Source organism: Paenarthrobacter aromaticivorans, from assembly GCF_019038615.1.
Taxonomy (GTDB): domain Bacteria; phylum Actinomycetota; class Actinomycetes; order Actinomycetales; family Micrococcaceae; genus Arthrobacter; species Arthrobacter aromaticivorans.
This window is the reverse complement of the sequence record NZ_JAHOPC010000001.1, coordinates 146,983-161,025: the sequence shown is the minus strand read 5'-3', so window position 1 is coordinate 161,025 and position 14,043 is coordinate 146,983. Positions and strand designations below refer to the sequence as shown.

At 61.0% G+C, this 14,043-nt stretch carries 14 protein-coding genes; 3 read left to right on the top strand and 11 right to left on the bottom strand.

All coding sequences use genetic code 11. The features are described from left to right. Positions 1–7: 7 nt before the first annotated feature. From KSW38_RS00740 to KSW38_RS00730, 3 genes are all read right to left on the bottom strand, one after another. Complete coding sequence (locus tag KSW38_RS00740; RefSeq protein WP_216921530.1) at positions 8–940, bottom strand: transketolase family protein; 933 nt, start codon at positions 938–940, stop codon at positions 8–10. Beyond that, the gene (locus tag KSW38_RS00735; RefSeq protein WP_216921515.1) at positions 937–1,830 is read right to left on the bottom strand and encodes a transketolase; all 894 of its coding nucleotides are present in this window, start codon (positions 1,828–1,830) and stop codon (positions 937–939) included. The genes KSW38_RS00740 and KSW38_RS00735 overlap by 4 nt, the downstream gene beginning before the upstream one ends. 81 nt (positions 1,831–1,911) lie before the next feature. Then, entirely contained in the window at positions 1,912–2,856 is a 945-nt protein-coding gene (locus tag KSW38_RS00730) for a zinc-dependent alcohol dehydrogenase (protein ID WP_308169250.1), read from the bottom strand. 227 nt (positions 2,857–3,083) lie between these two features. Between KSW38_RS00730 and KSW38_RS00725 the strand changes: the two genes are divergently transcribed. The 3 genes from KSW38_RS00725 to KSW38_RS00715 all read left to right on the top strand — a co-directional run bounded on the left by KSW38_RS00725 (position 3,084) and on the right by KSW38_RS00715 (position 5,926). Next, positions 3,084–3,899, top strand: a complete 816-nt coding sequence (locus tag KSW38_RS00725) for an IclR family transcriptional regulator (protein ID WP_216921511.1) — start codon at positions 3,084–3,086, stop codon at positions 3,897–3,899. Beyond that, positions 3,899–4,651, top strand: a complete 753-nt coding sequence (locus KSW38_RS00720) for an IclR family transcriptional regulator (protein WP_216921509.1) — start codon at positions 3,899–3,901, stop codon at positions 4,649–4,651. The genes KSW38_RS00725 and KSW38_RS00720 overlap by 1 nt, the downstream gene beginning before the upstream one ends. Before the next feature lie 603 nt (positions 4,652–5,254). Next, positions 5,255–5,926: an HAD family hydrolase gene (locus tag KSW38_RS00715; RefSeq protein WP_216921507.1), complete on the top strand. Its 672-nt coding sequence runs from the start codon at positions 5,255–5,257 to the stop codon at positions 5,924–5,926. Positions 5,927–6,027: 101 nt separating this feature from the next. Here the strand turns inward: KSW38_RS00715 and KSW38_RS00710 are convergent, their stop codons facing one another. The 8 genes from KSW38_RS00710 to KSW38_RS00675 are packed head-to-tail and all read right to left on the bottom strand — an operon-like array spanning position 6,028 to position 14,020. Then, positions 6,028–6,954, bottom strand: coding sequence for a MurR/RpiR family transcriptional regulator (locus tag KSW38_RS00710; protein ID WP_216921506.1), 927 nt, complete (start codon positions 6,952–6,954; stop codon positions 6,028–6,030). Between the two features lie 22 nt (positions 6,955–6,976). Continuing rightward, positions 6,977–7,927, bottom strand: a complete 951-nt coding sequence (locus tag KSW38_RS00705; protein ID WP_216921504.1) for a phosphoglycerate dehydrogenase — start codon at positions 7,925–7,927, stop codon at positions 6,977–6,979. A gap of 5 nt (positions 7,928–7,932) precedes the next feature. Continuing rightward, entirely contained in the window at positions 7,933–8,526 is a 594-nt protein-coding gene (locus KSW38_RS00700; RefSeq protein ID WP_216921502.1) for a glucose-6-phosphate isomerase, read from the bottom strand. After that, complete coding sequence (locus KSW38_RS00695) at positions 8,523–9,482, bottom strand: shikimate dehydrogenase family protein (protein WP_216921501.1); 960 nt, start codon at positions 9,480–9,482, stop codon at positions 8,523–8,525. The genes KSW38_RS00700 and KSW38_RS00695 overlap by 4 nt, the downstream gene beginning before the upstream one ends. Positions 9,483–9,517: 35 nt before the next feature. Continuing rightward, on the bottom strand, positions 9,518–11,017 hold the full coding sequence (gene glpK, locus KSW38_RS00690; protein WP_216921499.1) for a glycerol kinase GlpK: 1,500 nt from the start codon (positions 11,015–11,017) through the stop codon (positions 9,518–9,520). A gap of 43 nt (positions 11,018–11,060) precedes the next feature. Next, positions 11,061–12,110, bottom strand: coding sequence for a zinc-dependent dehydrogenase (locus tag KSW38_RS00685; RefSeq protein WP_216921497.1), 1,050 nt, complete (start codon positions 12,108–12,110; stop codon positions 11,061–11,063). After that, on the bottom strand, positions 12,107–13,174 hold the full coding sequence (locus tag KSW38_RS00680) for a galactitol-1-phosphate 5-dehydrogenase (RefSeq protein WP_216921494.1): 1,068 nt from the start codon (positions 13,172–13,174) through the stop codon (positions 12,107–12,109). Before KSW38_RS00680 ends, KSW38_RS00685 begins: the two co-directional genes overlap by 4 nt. Before the next feature lie 6 nt (positions 13,175–13,180). After that, a complete protein-coding gene (locus tag KSW38_RS00675; RefSeq protein WP_216921490.1) occupies positions 13,181–14,020 on the bottom strand; it encodes an SDR family oxidoreductase in 840 nt (279 codons plus the stop codon). Positions 14,021–14,043: the final 23 nt, after the last annotated feature.

Genomic DNA, 14,043 nt, shown 5'->3' with positions numbered 1-14,043 from the left:
CCGCGACTCAGTCGTCGGCCAACGCGCGCCGGACTTGCTCTGCGACGCGCGTTGCAGAGAGGCCGTACTTGTCCAGCAAATAGCTGTTGGGGGCCGATTCAGACCAGGCATCGGCGAGGCCAAGCCGTGTGACGGTCTTGCCCAGCGTAGTGCTGGTGACCAGTTCGCTGACCAGCCCGCCCAGTCCTCCAATAATGCTGTGTTCTTCGATGGTGAAGATGGGCATGGGGCCCGAGAGGGCAGTCAGCAGTGCCGCTTCGTCCACGGGTTTGAGGCAGGGAACGTGAACTACCCGGACTTCGATTCCTTGGTCGGCCAACAGCGCCGCGGCGTCCATGACGCGCGAACTCTGGACACCAGTGGAAACGAGGATTGCGTCATTCCCTTCGCGGAGCACATGCACTGATCCGGGGGTGAAGACGTGACCAGGGGCGAAGAGATCGGAAACGGCGTCCCGTGCCAGCCGCAAGTAGACGGGACCGTCGTAGTCCGCGGACCAGCGGATGGCTGCTTCCGCCTCGACAGCATCGGCCGGGGCAATTACTGTCATGCCGGGCATCGCGCGCATGATGGCGAAGTCCTCGATGTCCTGATGTGTTTTTCCGCTGCTGCCGTTGAGGAGTCCCGCATAAGACGCAGCGATTTTCACCGGGGCACCTGTCTGGGACACGAGCATGCGTATGGGATCCAAGGCGCGGTGGGTCAAGAACACGCCGAATGTGGAAAGCCAAGGCCGGTACCCAAGGGTGGACAAACCGAATGCGACACCCACCATGTTCTGTTCGGCTATGCCGATTTCGAAGAACCGGTCCGGGTAGGCCTCAGCGAAGAGGTCGGCCTTGGTGGATGTTGCCAAGTCACCGTCCACCACAGCCACCCGGTCGTCCTCCCGGGCGAGGTCCACCAGTGTGTGACCCCATACATCGCGTTGTGCCTTCACTTTGCTTCTCCTTCGAAGGTCTGGCCGAGCTCTGCAGCGGCAATAGCCAGCTGTTCCGGCGTGGCAACCCCGTTGTGCCATTTGTAGGTGCCCTGGGTGAAGGAGACGCCCTTGCCTTTGGTGGTGGTGGCGAGGATTACTGTCGGCCTACCCGAGCCGCGGCCTGCGCGGACTTGGTGGAATGCTGCCTGGATCTCATCAAAATTGTGGCCGTCCACGGCAACGACGTTCCATCCGAAGCCTGCGAAGACCTTTTCGAGGTCCACTCCCGCCCAAGGGTTTGAGCGGTCGAAACGGTCGCCCTCCTCCTTTACCGGCCATCCGTACTGCTGCAGACCGTTCAGGTCGATGATGGCGGTAAGGTTGTCCAGCTGAAAGCGCCGCGCAGTGTGGACTGCTTCCCACACCATCCCTTCCTCAAGCTCCCCGTCGCCCAACATCACCCAGGTGTGAAATTCCGCCCCGAGCCGCTTGGCCGCGATGGCCATTCCCGCGCCGGCCGAAAGCCCTTGTCCCAGAGACCCGCTGGAGGAGTCCACACCCGGAGTCAGTTTCATGTCCGGATGCCCTTGGAGTCGCGAGCCACCTTGGTCGAAGGTAGCCAACTCGTCGAGCGGGAAGTAACCCCGCATGGCCAGTACGGCATAGAGCCCGATTGCGCAGTGTCCCTTGGAAAGGATGAAGCGGTCTCTGGTCGGATCCTGCGGCTGCTGAGGGTTAAGGGTGAGCTCGTTGAAATATAGCGAAACCAGCAGGTCCATGGCCGACAGCGGCCCCCCAATGTGGCCAGCCTTCGCAGAGGCCACCGTGTTCAACACGTGCCACCGTCCGGCAGCAGACAGCTTGTTGAGCTCCGCTGTTCCCATCTTGCTTGCTTGCTTGGTTGACATGACTCTGTCCTCATCGATCTCGTCATTTGCGTATGACCAATTATTATCGCAAAACGGACGTAGTGTCCACCAAGAAGTAATTTAGCTTCTAATGACGACCTTCACTGCTCCACTGCCCGAACGTGCCTCACTAAAAGCGTCCATTGCCGACTCGAGGGGGTACTCCGAGATGGGTACCGCACCAACTGGCAACAACCCGGCACCGATCAGCCGGACAGACTCGCTAAAGTCCCGTCGCTCGTAAACGCGCACGCCGATAATCTCCTGCTCGGCGAACGCGAGCTCGCGTAGGTCGACTTCCGAAGGGCCGTGGTGAACGGCCACAATAACGATCCTTCCCCTGACTGGGGTGGCTTCAGTAAGCAGCGGGGTGACCGTGCGATGTCCGGCACAATCGAAAACCACATCAGCAACGTCGTCCCGAAGCGCGCGGGCAACAGGGGCGGCGTTAGGCGTAATGGCGGGCATCCCCAGAGCTTCCACCGCCTCTCGGCGCCGGTCGTTTGGTTCCACCAACGTCACCGATGCGCCGATGTGGCGGGCGACCAGGCCAATCAGCAGGCCAATCGGCCCGGCGCCGAAGATCAGCGCGCTTTCCCCGGAAACCAGGCGCGACCGACGAATCGCATGGACCGCGACGGCCAGGGGTTCTGCCAGCACCGCCTCCTTCAAGGGGGTGCCGGCTGGGAGCGGAAATAGACTCGCCGACGGCACAGCCATGAGCTCCGCCATCGACCCGGGCGCGTCAATGCCCAGCAGCCTGAGATTTCGACAGATGTGTGGCAGGCCGCGCGCACAGGCGCCGCAGCCGCCGCATGAAAGGAGGGGATTGACGGCAACTACTGTTCCACTGGGCAGTTCGCCGTCGCCGGACTCTTCAACGATGCCTGCCATTTCATGCCCCGGCACCAAAGGGAGGGTGGCGCGTGGATGAATCCCGTCGACTATAGGGAAATCCGAGCCGCAGATTCCCGTGTAGGCGATACGGACCAGGACTTCGTGGGCTGCCAGGGCGGGACGAGGCACGTTTTGGACGCTGAACTTTCCTGGCGCCTCCAGAACTGCCGCCCGAATCTTAGTATTTTCGCCGCCTGTCGTTGATGGCATCAGCGCTCCTGTTCGTCCATTTTAAATTATCGCCATTCAGACGCAGTGACCACTCTATGCTAATTTTGCATTGGACCTTGTTGCGTCGAGCTACTGCCGCACGTATCGTCATTCCTGAACTTTGTCCGCTGCGTGAGAGGTGCTCGATGACGGAACCAGACGAGTCAATCGGTGGGATGAACTTGGTTACCAAGTCCGCCGGCATCCTGCAGACGATCGCTGCTGCGGGCGAGCTAACCGTGGCCGACTTGGCGGAGCGCACCGGAGAACCCGCCAGCTCTCTGTATCGACTGCTTGCAACTATGCAGAAGATTGGTTGGGTCGAGGATGGTTCGCGTCGCGGGATGACCCGATTGGGACTGGACTTCGTACGCCTTGGAGCGAAGCTGGAGGCGCAACTCGATTTGCGCGAGTTGGCACGGCCTGAGCTTGAGAAGCTCCACATGATTACAGGCCAGACAGCCTTCTTGTGTATCCGACGGGGCCTGTCGGCCGTGTGCATTGATCGGATCGATGGCATTGACGTCCAGATCCATAATTTGAGACTCGGCGAATCTATGCCGCTGGGGCAGGGCGCGGCGCCGCGCGCGATCCTGGCCTTCGAGTCAACGGAAGTGGTGGAACGCTATCTGCGCGAGCTACCGGAGGACGAACTGTTTGGACCCGTGGCAAAGAGCGCGATGGAGCTGAGGGAGCTGTTGCGAGAGACTGCTTCAGCAGGCGTTGCTGTTGCGCACAGCGACTGGGGGCAAGGTATTGGGGGGGTTGGAGCGCCAATCTTCAATCACAAAGGTGCCGTCGTGGGCGCACTGTCCGTCAGCGGCCAAACTCACCGGGTCTTCACCAGCGACCATGACCCGGTGCGGCTCGTGACTGATGCTGCGGCAACTGTCAGCCGTGCACTGGGCGCAATCCCGCGTGAAGATCTTATGGAACCAGTGGCTGAAAGCAGGATTGCCTGATGGCCGCCAAACCCATCAAAGTCCTGGCCAACAGTGCTGAACTGCTTAATGTGTTGGCGGACAACGGACCACTGGGCATCGCGGACATTGCAGTGGCTATATCCATGCCCCGACCGAGTGTGTACAGGCTCCTGGACGCCCTGGGGCGTGTTGGCCTTGTCGGGATGAGAGACGACGGCCGTGCCCAGTTGGGCACCCAGGTCCTCCACCTTGCCGACGCCGCGCTCCGGGAGATTCCAGAAGCACGCGCCGCACGAGCGGAGATGCTCCGCTTGAATGATGTGACGGGGCAAACTGTTTACTTGTGTGCCTTGCGTGGCCAGACGATCGCCTGCCTGGACTGGGTCAAAGGAACAAGGGTCGCGTTGATGCAGCTCAATCCTGGTGGCCATCTCCCACCGCATGCAGGCGCCTCATCCCGTGCGATTCTCGCCTGGAATGAGTCCCTCCGCTGGGATGTGACCTCGGCTGCACCTCTGGAGAAGCTAACCGACCACACGCTGGTTTCCGCAGACGAACTTGAGGCCGATGCGGCCACAACACGTTCCCGCGGATACAGTGTCTCCGACGAGGACGTGACCATTGGTGTGGCAGCGGTCGGCGCTCCGTTGTTCGATGCACGGGGCAATCTGCGCGGTGCTATCTCTATCGCGGGGCTTCGCGACAGTATCATTCCGTATGAGCATGAATATGGCAGCCTCTTGCTTCAAGCTGCGGCGAACATTTCCGAGGCAGTCGACGCCATCAGTTAGGCCACCGGCCTGAAATCCGCGGTTGCTTCTCCATCGTGGCAGCTGATCTGTCGCGACGGCCGGGCGTGAGAATGCACCCTCAAGAAGGTCGGGAAGGCTGGCGCCCTAGACGCATGGCGGTTCGAATCAAGCCAGATCATCCCCTGGATTTGGCTCGCGGCCGCTGGGTGGAAGGAGATGCCGGTCAGCCCTCTGTGGCGGGTTAATTAGAACTCCGCGCCGGTCGAACCTCATATCCTTGCCCTGGCGAAGCTTTGCACCCGTCCTCGCAGCCCGGAAGCCCGCAAGCGACGACACCCGGGTGCAGCACAGCAGCCCTCGAACGGGTTGTTATGCCGTTGCGAAGATCCACGTCGGCGAGAGCACTTGACGTCACCTCCGGCGCCTCCACTTCATGGTCAGGATTTCTGTGTAACACGGGCATCTTCGGGGGCCTTCATCTGTCTAGTGCTGTTCTTGAATGTCACGACAGTGCCTGCTGCAAAATAACTGGCGACTGCGTATAGCTCTTGGCGGGAACTGCTATTATTATATTACGAAACATGTGTCCGCTGGATAATATTTAGGTCAATACAATGGCAGAAGAACGTTAGGGCGCCCGGGATGTCGGATATTTGTAGGGCTTTCGGCAGTTGGCGACCACACGGCGTGATTTTCGATTGCGACGGCCTATTGATGGACACTGAGTCGTTGTGGATAGATACACAGCGGATGGTCCTGGAAAGCTATGGGGTATCGGCTGAGCGCACCTCTCCGGAGCTGGTCGGGCTACCGGCGAGCGTGATAGGGCCCCGTATTGCCGCGCATGTTGGCGTTGAATCCGGGGCGGTCATAACGCAATTGCTGGATACAAATCTTGCATTGGTTCGCGAGTCCGCCGTCGCCATGCCAGGGGCCCTGCGTTTTGTAACAGAGGTATCTTCACGACGCCCTGTGGGCGTCGCCAGCAATTCTGCCAGGCCCATCTTGGATGTTTCCCTGCATCATGGAGGGTTCGCCGGGCTGTTCGATGTTGTTGTCTCAGCTGATGAGGTGACACGCCCGAAGCCCGCCCCAGATGTCTATATCGCTGCCTGTACTGATCTTGGCTTAAGTCCTCAAGATTGTCTTGCCTTTGAAGATTCCGAAGCCGGCGCGAGAGCCGCCGTCGCGGCCGGGATGAGGGTCATCGCGATACCTTCTCCAGGCCAGCAACCCGCTGGGGACGTGACCTTTGATTCTCTGGAGGTCGGTGCTTTGTCCGACTGGGTGCAGCACTGGGGTTGCCGAACCTAGTTCCTCCCATTGCTGATCTGGAAGGGACTCCTGAAGCGTTTCTGGCTGCCCGCGTACCTATTAGGGTACAAATGAAAAGCTGGCCACGCTTGGTTACATGGTTAAGCGCCACCAACGGTACCGGACAGGTTTGTCCTGGATTGACGAATGGCGCTTTGGTATGTCCGTTTGAGGTGTTCAACGGTGGCATCGTAGTTGCGACTGGCAAATGTTGCATAGAGGATATCGATGACCAGCAACTGACCCCATTTGCTTGTCACGGATTCACCGTACAGTTCCCCGCCGCTGGGGACTGTCGCCGTGTAAAGCACAACGCTGGAATGCTGCTGAAGAGGCGAACTTTCTGAACCCGTGAGGGCAATGGTTTCCACGCCACGTTCCTGGGCCAAGCGCATGGCTTCGATAATTGGGGTACTGCGCCCGGAGTCGCTGATACCGATGAGCAGGTCCCCTGGAGCAAGGATCGTGGCAAGCATGACCTGGATGGTGGTATCCCGGTACAGCATGCATTTCTTTCCGGCCCGTGTGAAGCGCATGACGGCCTCTTCGGCGGCAATGCTGGAGGATCCCATACAGCAAAAAACCAAGGTGTTGGCTGCATCGATCATCTCGACTGCGCGCCGAATTGCGTCGCCGTCCTGCCTTTGTGCGGTCCGCCGGAGGGACTGGATACTGCTCCGTTCAACCTTGCCGGCAATGTCTGAGACGTCATCTCCGCGGTTGACACCTTCATAGACAACTTCAGCCTCTGACGTCAGTGCCTTTGTGGCTGCTTTGGAAATGAAGGTCGCTTCGGCCAGGCCTAGAAGCATGGACTTGTAACCATCAATACCGAGTTCCTTGACGAATCGCGAAACCGTTGACTCGCCGACACCGGCGGCAAGCGCCAGTTCGGTGATTGTCATGGCTTGTGCACGTTCTGGAGACTTCAGGACGGCTTCGGCAACAAGACGGAGCGACGGCGGCAGGTAGGGCAACCGCGCCGATATCCGGTGCAGCAGGCCGCCGTCGGTAAAAGTCTCCGTCATGTCGGTGTCTCCGTCTGAATGTCTAGGGTTCGAGTGCCTGAAGCAGGTTGTCCACAGCCGCCCAAGTGGCCCGGTCAACGCTTTCCCCAGTGTATCCACCGATGTGTGGGGTCGCGATGACATTCGTGTGCTGCACCAAGGGTGTGCGGCCCGGAGGTTCCATTTCAAAGACGTCGGTGGCCAGGAATGCTACGTGACCGGTTTCCAATGCAGCGAGGACAGCAGCGTCGTCCAACAGGGACGCCCTGGCCGTGTTGATGATTCCCACTCCCGGTTTCAACAGGTCTATGGTGTTGGGTCCGATGATGGGTTTCGCCGCAGGTGGCATGTGAAGGGACACGATATCGGAGGACGCCAGTACCTCTTCAAACGATTTCCAGGCGAAGTCCTCAGACGGAGCAAAGGACTCCAAAGGGAATGCATCGAAGGCCTGAACCTTCATGCCCAATCCCAAAGCCATGGTTGCCACCCTCCTCCCGATCTGACCGCAACCGAGCAACCCCAGTGTCTGTCCGGCAATTTCCCTGCCTGCACGACGCGACCACTGTCCCGTTTTGAGTTGCTCATCGTGCCAGGGGATTCCTCGCATCGCTGACAACATAAGCGCGATCGTCAACTCCGCGACGCCCTGGGAATTGGCGCCAGGCGCTGTTAACACACTGATGCCTTGCCGGGATGCGGCATCGACGTCGATGGAGTCGATGCCAACACCGTTCCGTGATATCGCTTTCAGTTCCGGAAACTCGGACAGAAAGGACCCGCTGAGGCGCTCGGTCCCGGCGATGTAGCCAACGCAGCCCGGCAACGCGTTACGTAGCTGCTCTTCGTTGGGGACGGCGCCCGGTGCGGGATAGACCAGGTCATATCCCGCCTGCTCGAGTTTCCGCAACGCGGGGTGCCCCCCGTCCGAAATGGAACGGGGGGTTACCACAACCCGGGGCTTGCCGCCCTCGTGCGTTGTCAAACGAGACATGATGCTCAGGCCTGCCAGCGCGGGTTGTCGACGAACTCGGGCCTGCCGTCACGCTCGACGCACAGCTTCCGGAAACCCTTGGTTTCGATGGTTCCGTAGTCGTGGCCGGCGTGCCCCGGGAAGGCGAAGAACGTCACCAGCGGCTCTGTGGCGGAGATATTGATGCTGCGGTGCGCGTATCGGCGGGGAACATAGACGGCCTGGCCTGGTTTGAACTCGGCTGCCTGCCAGTCGCCTTCCGGGTTTTCCATGAGCATGTAGCCGTTGCCGCTGAGGCAGTAGTAGATCTCCGCTGTGTCCAGTACCTCGTGGAAGTGGCCCTTGGTCATGTAGTACTCGTCGCCCACCTTGCCCGGGTAGGTGATGCTGGTTCCGTATGCCACGTCTCCGGACGTGGAGGGGACACCCATGTCGAAGAACTCATAGACCAGGACGTCGTCTTGGGCCACCTGTGCCGCTGCTGCGGCCTGGTCCGCATACATATCGGCCATGGCCGAGAGCCGCCGCTGCAGTGGTGCCTTGGTGGTCGACAACCCGGTCTTGACATCAAAATCAGTCAAAACGGCCTGAACAGTGGTTTCAGCAGGTGTGGTACTCATTTGGAGATCTCCTTCTTGGAAACGTTTAGTGCAATGTCGGACAACCGGTCAAATATCGGTCCGCGGGTAGGAATGTCGATGGCGAAGACGTCGGCGATTACCCGGGTCCAGCCGTGCAGGAAGTAGACCCAGCCGTCCTCGACGCGGACGTTCAAGCCGGGTTCCTGGGCCCGGGCCTGGTCCAGGAAGACGAGGTCGCCGCGGTAGTTGAAGTCCCACGCGATGGCATCCTGAGGGAAGACTACGTTCTCCGTCAGTGGTGAGCCCGGACGGTCTTTACCTAGCCCTGTGGCGTTGATAATGACGGATCCGGGCGCCGCTGCTGCCACAACCGCGTCGTTTTCAGTGGCGTCAGCCACTTGGACGTAAGTGATGGGCAGGGTGCTGCCAAGGCTGGCATGCATGGCACGCATTTCCTCCAAGCGGCTGATCCGGCGGTTGGTCACCGTGATCCTGGCCGGTACCGGGAGCCCTGCGAGTGCACGCTTGTGCAGGTGATACGTCAGAGCCAGCGACGAACCACCGGCACCCAGCAGTACCAGTTCAGCTTGTCCGTCCTCCCAGTAGCTGTCAGGCACAATGGCCTCAAGCGAGAGCCCGCTGGTGACGGCATCCATGGCGTTGCCCCACAGCTTCCCGTCCTTTTTGGAGATGCTGCTGATTTCGTGCAGCACCTGCGCATCTTCACCGAAGTCGTCAAAGCTTTCGCCTGCTGCGCTGACGATGTCCAGCTTGTGGGTGGTAACCAACGCGCCGAGCGACAGCGGATCCTGTTTGAGGAAGCGCACGACGTCTTGGTAATCGGCGGCCGGCGCTCCCGGTGGAAGGTCGATGCCTTTCAGGACCGCGGACAGTCCCAATTCCTCCGCCCACGCCGGGAAGACGCGCATGATGGATGATTGCTTGGTGGTGACCCCCACGAAGTACATGGTGGGTTCAGTGGCGGGCATCAACATAGTGGCCCTCTCCTCAATATGCAGTAATGGATGGTCTAGTGCTCTTCCCAGTCGGAAGCGCGGGCTACGGCCCGCTGCCAGCCGGAGTACAGCTTGTGCCGCTTCTCTTCGGCCATGTCCGGAACGAACTCCCGGTCCAACGCGAACGTTTCGCGGAGCTGGTCCTGGCCGCTCCACATCCCGCAGGCTAGTCCAGCCAAGAGGGCGGCCCCCCGTGCCGTTGACTCCACCTGACGGGGACGCAGCACGCGGACGTTGAGCATGTCCGCCTGGAACTGCATGAGGAAGTTGTTGCGGACAGCCCCGCCGTCCACCCGGATCTCGGACACCGGAATGCCTGCATCCGTTTCCATGCAGTCGATGACGTCCTTGATCTGAAAGGCAATGGACTCAAGCGTTGCCCGGATGATGTGATTGCGGCTCGATCCACGGGTGAGGCCCAGGATCGCTCCGCGGGCATAAGGGTCCCAATACGGCGCTGCCAGGCCCGTAAACGCCGGCACGACGTAGACCCCGCCGGAGTCCTCCACATGCATGGCGGCGTACTCACTGTCCGCGGAGTCGTAGATGACCCGCAGTTCATCACGCAGCCACTGGATGGAGGCAGCGGCGACGAAGATCAGTCCTTCGAGCGCGTACTCCACCTTGCCGTTCAGGCCCCACGCAATGGTGGTCAGCATCCCGTTGGTTGAGCTCACAGGTGCGTCCCCGGTGTGCATGACCAGGCTGGCCCCTGTCCCGTAGGTTGCCTTCACCATGCCCCGGTCGAAGCAAGCCTGTCCGAACAGTGCTGCCTGTTGGTCCCCCACGGCCGAGGCCACGGGGATGCGGGCCCCGGCAAAGATCGCATCGCAGGTGTGGCCGTAGATCTCGCTACTGGGGCGGACTTGGGGGAGGAGCATCCGCGGAACACCCAGTTCGTCCAGCAGCTTGTCGTCCCAGTCCAGGGTGTTGATGTTGAAAAGCATGGTCCGCGCCGCGTTGGAGTAGTCCGTCACATGCGCCGTGCCTCCGGTGAGGTTCCAGATCAGCCAACTGTCCACGGTGCCAAAGCACAGCTCGCCGGCTTCTGCCCGAGCCCGGGCTCCTGGAACGTTGTCCAGGATCCACGCGATTTTGGTTCCAGAGAAGTAGGCATCCACCACCAGGCCGGTGGTTGCGCGGACATGCTCTTCGAAGCCCTTTTCCTTGAGCTCATCGCACAAGCCTGCGGTCCGCCGGTCCTGCCACACAATGGCGTTCATGATGGGCTTGCCGGTGCTGCGCTCCCAGATGACAGTGGTTTCACGCTGGTTGGTCACACCGATTGCGCTGATGTCGCGGGGGTCTATGCCTGCCGCCTCGGTGGCACGCCTGGCGACGGCCAACTGGGTGTTCCAAATCTCGATGGGGTCGTGTTCCACCCAGCCGGGCCGGGGGTAGATCTGGGTGAATTCCTGACTGGCTTCTCCCACGATTTCAAGTTCCTGGTTGTACAGGATTGACCTGATTCCTGTGGTACCCGAATCCAGTGCCATGATGTACTTCGTCGTCATCGGATGTCCGTTTCTGCCTGCGCGTTGCCTGCGGGGCCGCGCTTCACTTCGAGTCGAAAAGGATCATGGCTTTCATGCCTTCGCCCGATCCTGCGTAGTCCATGGCCTTCTCGATGTCATCCAGTGTGAAGGTCTCCGTGACCAGTGGCGAGAGGTTCAAGCGGCCCTGGCCAACAAGCCTCAGCGAGGCGGCGTAGTCGGAGTTGCTCGAACCGGTTGTTCCCGTCAAGGTTAGGCCCTGGTAGTGGACGCGGTTGGTATCTACCGGGACCCGCTGGGCCTTGCCGAGGCCCGCGAAGAAGTTGACCCGCCCGTGCATGGCCAGCAGGTCCACCGCTTCGGCCTGGACTTCCGGCTTGGACACGCACGTCAGCGCGACGTCCACGCCCCTGCCGGATGTTTCTTCCGCAACCACGGAGGCCAGATCGCGTTCGCCGAGGTTGACCAGGACGTCGGCCCCTACGGAGCTGGCGAAGTCGAGCCGTGCCTGGCGGTTGTTGGACACAATGACTTTGGCTGCACCGTAGAGCTTGGACAACATCACATGGCAGGCTCCGATGGGCCCGGCGCCCATGACCAGTACGGTGGTTTCGGGGCCTATGTCCAGTTTGCTGATGGCGTTGTAACAGCAGGACAGAGGCTCCACCAAGGCTGCTTCGGCATACTCCACGGTGTCAGGAAGATGGAAGACGTTGCCGCGCTCAATGGCGAAGCGCGGAATGAGGACGTACTCCTGGAAGCCGCCGTCCATGGTGATGCCGAAGGCTTCGTAGGAGGGGCACATGTTGTTGAGCCCCACCAGGCAACTGGCACACCGTCCGCAGCCCACGTTGGGCGTGACGCTGACCCTGTCGCCCACGGCGTAACCAGCGACCTCGGCACCCGCGGAGACAATGTCTCCAGCGAACTCGTGGCCAAGGACCCGGGGAGTTCCTTCCGGAAGTTTGAAGTGGCCGTTGGCAGCGATCCGGCGGTCCGTGCCGCAAATGGACGCTGCACGGACCTTGATGACAATGTCACCGGGTCCGGCCACCGGACGGTCAACCTCATCCACCGTGATGGTGCCGGCTGAGTGGAGCCTTGCAGCCTTCACCGGGAAAGCACCTCCCGTTGCGCTTCTTCCGAGACAGCGAACAGCACTTTGTTGTACCAGATGGAGCGGTCCGTCAACTGCCGGAACAGCCCGGGGGCTTCGTTCAGCGGACGTACGTGGCTGATGAGTTCTTCCACTTTCAGGTCCTTGCCCAGATGCGCGATGACCATGTCCCATTCGCTGTGGCCCTTGGGAGTTACCTTGGCGTTCCAGGTCCCGTAGAGGCGCAGTTCCCTGCGTAGAAGCGAGGAAACTTCCGCCTTTGCCAATTGCAGGTCGCCGCTGAGGTCGCCCAGCAGTACAACCTGGCCCTGGACGGATGCTGCGTCGATAGCCTGTACCAACGCCTTGGGGTTGCCAGTGGCTTCCACGGTAATCTGTGGTCCCCAACCTTCGGTGGCAGTCCGGGCGAGATCGGCCGTGTTGCCGGTCTTGGCATCCAGCGTCTCGAAGCCCAGGCCGGACATGATCTCCAGCTTCCGGTCATCAATATCGGCCACAAGGACCCTCGAACATCCGAGGATCCGCAGCCACTGCGCGGCCAGGGCGCCGATGGGACCTGCGCCGATGACCAAGGCCGTTGCGTGGGTGGGAATGTCCAGCTTTAGCATGGCGTGCAGGGCAACACCTGCCGGCTCCACCATGGCTGCGTGGGTCAAGGGAGTATGGTCCGGGACGCGGAAGATGCTCTTTGCGGGCACCCACATGCGCTCGGACATTGCGCCGTGGCGACGGGAGCCAAAGTAGTCGTATCCCGTGCCCAAAGCGTGTTCGCCGATTTCGGACATGGGGTCCCCGTGCTGGTGCAGCAGCGGGAAGACCGCGGCGCGGTCCCCGGGCTTGAGCCCGGAGTCCGCTGGGGCTTCTTCCACGATCGCAGAGAACTCGTGGCCGAGGACCAGCGGATAGTGGTACGCCTTGCCGTGGCCGTAGCGGAGGACATCGGATCCGCAGACCCCTACGGCGCCGACACGCACAAGGACAGGGTTCTCACCTACAGGTTCGGGTTCGGGAATGTCCTGGTACTCCAGGTCATTGAGTCCGTTGAGAATGGCAGCTTTCATGGCAGGTTAGACCTCCATGCCGTAGCGGTGAGCCTTGTGGGTGGGGTAGAGGGCGATCTGCGGAATCGTGACGTCCGGCGTGCGGGTGGCGACGTAGAGGGTGATCTCGGCGACGTTGTCCACCTCGATGCAGCTGGCGTGAATGCCTTCTTCGATTTCCTTCTTGTCCAGCCACCCGTCGATGTAGGCGGGGACATCGCCGTCGTAGAGGCCCTTGTCGATGATTTCGGTCATCGGGGTCTTGACGTGGGACGGGTTGATGACGGTGACGCCGATCTTCTTGTCCTTGCCTTCAAGCAGGATGTTCTTGCTGAAGCCCATGAGGCCGTGCTTGGAGGCGCGGTAGGGGCTGTGGCCGGGGCCGGAGGCGACGCGGGCGGACGAGGAGCCCATGTTGATGATGCGGCCGCCGTTTTCCTGCTTCTCCATGATGCGGAAGGCTTCGCGGCACATCAGGAAGACGGCGGTCAGGTTCGGGTTCAGCGTCTTGTTCCATTCGTCCAGGGTGACGTCCGTGACGGGCGGGGCGAGGGAGTCGCGGCCGGCGCTGTTCACCAGCAGATCTACGCTGCCCCAGTTGGTCTTTGCCCAGGCGAAGAGGTCGATAACGGACTGTTCGTCGGTGACGTCGGCAAGGATGGAGTGTACTTCGCCGCGGCCGTAGCCACGGATGCTGGCGGTGACCTTGTCCAGACGCTCCTCGTCGATGTCCACGAGCAGGACCTTGCTTTCGTTGGCGGCAAAGATGCGGGCCACGGCCTCACCGATGCCCGAGGCGGCGCCGCTGATGATGGCTACCTTGCCTGCCAGTGCAATGCCGTTCTGGGGGACGTAGGTTTCACTCATTGTTGTTCTCCTTGTATAGGTGG